General features: G+C 59.2%; 4 protein-coding genes. 1 reads left to right on the forward strand and 3 read right to left on the reverse strand.

All coding sequences use genetic code 11. From position 1 onward, the window contains the following. Positions 1–271 precede the first annotated feature (271 nt). The 3 genes from AC1DYF_RS40135 to AC1DYF_RS40145 are packed head-to-tail and all read right to left on the reverse strand — an operon-like array spanning position 272 to position 2,160. A complete protein-coding gene (locus AC1DYF_RS40135; RefSeq protein ID WP_477884493.1) occupies positions 272–511 on the reverse strand; it encodes an Lrp/AsnC ligand binding domain-containing protein in 240 nt (79 codons plus the stop codon). 20 nt (positions 512–531) lie between these two features. Next, complete coding sequence (locus AC1DYF_RS40140) at positions 532–1,386, reverse strand: prephenate dehydratase (protein ID WP_477884495.1); 855 nt, start codon at positions 1,384–1,386, stop codon at positions 532–534. A 24-nt stretch (positions 1,387–1,410) separates the two neighbouring features. Further along, a complete protein-coding gene (locus AC1DYF_RS40145) occupies positions 1,411–2,160 on the reverse strand; it encodes a 3-deoxy-manno-octulosonate cytidylyltransferase (protein WP_477884497.1) in 750 nt (249 codons plus the stop codon). 149 nt (positions 2,161–2,309) lie between these two features. Here AC1DYF_RS40145 and AC1DYF_RS40150 point away from each other — a divergent pair, with 149 nt between their 5' ends. After that, complete coding sequence (locus tag AC1DYF_RS40150) at positions 2,310–2,855, forward strand: c-type cytochrome (protein WP_477884499.1); 546 nt, start codon at positions 2,310–2,312, stop codon at positions 2,853–2,855. Positions 2,856–3,022 lie beyond the last annotated feature (167 nt).

The following is a 3,022-nucleotide window of genomic DNA, read 5'->3' on the forward strand; positions in this document are numbered from 1 at the left end:
TCGGGCGTTGCCGCCGCCTCGCCAAGGATTGGGAAAAGGCGTTGCCGCCGCCTCGCCAAGGATTGGGAAAAATCCATCGAAAGCTCAACAGCATGGGCGCAAATCGCTTCAATCCGAATGCTCACAAGGCGCATCGCAAGGTATTGGATCTACGAATGAACTTTTGAATCGGGCTCTAAAGCATGTCGCCTGAAAGCGGGAACCGGTTTCAGGCGACATGCTAAAAAACAAAAGCTTAGAGCACGGTGCTGATTTCATCAGAACACAAGCGCTAAAAAGCCTTGAATGTCATCGTCGTCAATGATCGCACAATGCCTTCGATGTTCAGGATGTTGTTGTTGATGAAGTGGCCGATATCCTGTTCGTCCGGCACATAGATCTTCACCAGGAGGTCGAATTCGCCACTGGTTGAGTAGATCTCGGAGGCGATTTCGCGCTCATAGATGCGGTCGGCGACGTCGTAGGCGGTCGCTGGGCGGCACTGAAGCTGGACGAATACGCAGGTCGTCATGGTCTGTCCTCCTGATCCGGTCAGAATGCGTCGCGCATCGGATGCGCCTTATAAGTGCCCAAGATCCGCACTTCGGTCGAGAAGAATCTCAGCTCGTCCATGGCGTGCCGCACGTTATCGGCGTCCGGATGACCCTCGATGTCGGCATAGAACTGGGTGGCGACGAACTTGCCGCCCAGCTGGTAGCTTTCGAGCTTGGTCATGTTGATGCCATTGGTGGCGAAACCGCCCATCGCCTTGTAGAGCGAGGCCGGGATGTTGCGAACGTTGAAGATGAAGGTGGTGATGATCTTCTCGTCCGGCGACGTCCGCTCGGCAACGATGCTCGTGCGGGACAGCACAACGAAGCGGGTAACGTTGTTATCGGAGTCTTCGACATTCTCCTCCAGGATATCCAGCCCGTAGAGGTCGGCGGCCAGCCGTGGCGCCAGCGCGGCCATCGTCCGGTCCTTTTCTTCTGAAATCGCCTTGGCGGCACCCGCTGTGTCACCGGCAATGACAGCCTTCCAGCCATTGAGGCGGACGATCTTGCGGCATTGACCGAGCGCATGGATATGGCTGTGGACGGTGCGGATTTCCTCGCGCTTCACGCCCGGCAGCACCATCAGCTGAAAACGGATCGGCATGAAATATTCGCCGATGATGTGAAGCCGCGATTCCGGCAACAGGCGATGGATGTCGGCGACACGGCCAGCCAGCGTGTTCTCGATCGGGATCATCGCCAGGTCCGCGTCACCGGTATCCACCGCCATGAACGCATCTTCGAACGTGGCGCAGGGCAGCGGCGACAGTTCGGGAAACTGGTCGCGGCAGGCCATGTCGGAATTGGCGCCATATTCGCCTTGGAAGGCGATGCGATTGGTCTTGGTAATCATGTCGGGATATCCGCCCTGCTATTGTTATTTTCCGCCGAGGATCGCGCGGGCTCTTTCGAGATCGGCCGGAGTATCGACACCGAGCGGCACCGAGTCAACGATCTCGGCGTCGATCCGCATGCCGGCCTCGATTGCCCGAAGCTGCTCCAGCTTCTCGCGTTTCTCGAGCACTGATTGCGGCAGCGACACGAATCGTTCCAGTGCCGCGCGGCGATAGGTGTAGAGGCCGATGTGATGGTAGAGCGGGCCGTCGCCATAAGGGGCGGTGGCGCGGGTAAAATAAAGTGCGCGGAGCCGGCTCTCGCCGATCTGCGAACCGACGACCTTCACCACATTCGGATTGGTCTTTTCCTCCTCGCGCTCGATTTCGACGGTCAGCGTGGCGATGTCCACCGCTTCGTTTTCGAGCGGCCTCAAGCTGGCGCGGATGGTCTCGGGTTCGATCGTCGGCAGGTCGCCCTGGACATTGACGATGAATTCGGCCCTCCGATCGGGATCGGCATGGCCGAGCGCCTCATGAATGCGGTCAGAGCCCGATTCATGCGTAACCTTGGTCATCACGGCTTCGAAACCGGCGGCGCGCACCGCATCGAGAATGTCTGCGTGATCGACGGCGACCGTGATGCGGCCGATACCCGATTCCTGGGCGCGTTTCGCCACCTGGATGATCATTGGCAGGCCGGCGATCTCGGCGAGCGGCTTGCCCGGCAGGCGGGTCGAGGCCATACGTGCCGGAATGAGAATGAGTGTGTTGTCAAAACTCGGTTTTGTCATCTGGGGGCCTTCAAATTCTGGCAGAAAAGTGTCAATTAGTCTCACCGAGTGGTGTGGAATCGCGGTTGCGCTTTACGGCCAAAAGACATAGGTTCCGCGCGAATTCAAGATGGGCCGGCGGGGGATCCGGCGGCAAGGGGAGCTTTGGGATGAATTCTTACGTGACTACGGGCGTCGGCGCGTTGTTGGCGACGCTGTTTGTGCTGATGTCCATTTCGATTGCTTCGGAAGGCCTGTTCCATTCGGAGAAGCCCGAAAAGCCGGGCTTTGCGATCGTCGCTCAGGAAGCCAGCACGACCACGGAAGCTGCTCCCGCCAAGGAAATCCCGATTGCCGACCTGATGGCCAAGGCCGATCCGGCCAAGGGCGAAACCCTGTTCAAAAAATGCACGAGCTGTCATACCAACGAGAAGGGCGCCGGCAACAAGGTCGGTCCGARTCTCTACGGCGTCGTCGGCCGCCCGATCGCTCATCTCACCGATTTCAGCTACTCCGCTGGCATGAAGGAATTCTCCAATGGCGGCAAGGAGGCCTGGACCTTCGACCACCTCAACCATTTCCTGACCGCGCCGAAGAAGTTCGTCAAGGGCACTGCGATGGGCTTTGCCGGAGACTCCAAGGACGAGGAACGCGCCGACATCATCGCCTTCCTCAACAAGCATTCGGACGCACCGCTGCCGCTGCCGACGAAGTAAAGCGGTTTTGGTTTTCGATTTGGAGGCCCGGCGGCGATGCCGGGCCTTTGCGCGTTGTGCGCCCAGCATGGGCGCATTCTTGTGGGTGGAAGTCCCACCGTAAGCTGGTCATGGCGAGCGAAGAGAAGCGCAACTGCGGAAGGGCGACTGACCGTGGGGAGGAAGCG

The sequence above is a fragment of the Rhizobium sp. P2_G9 genome, from assembly GCF_056403475.1.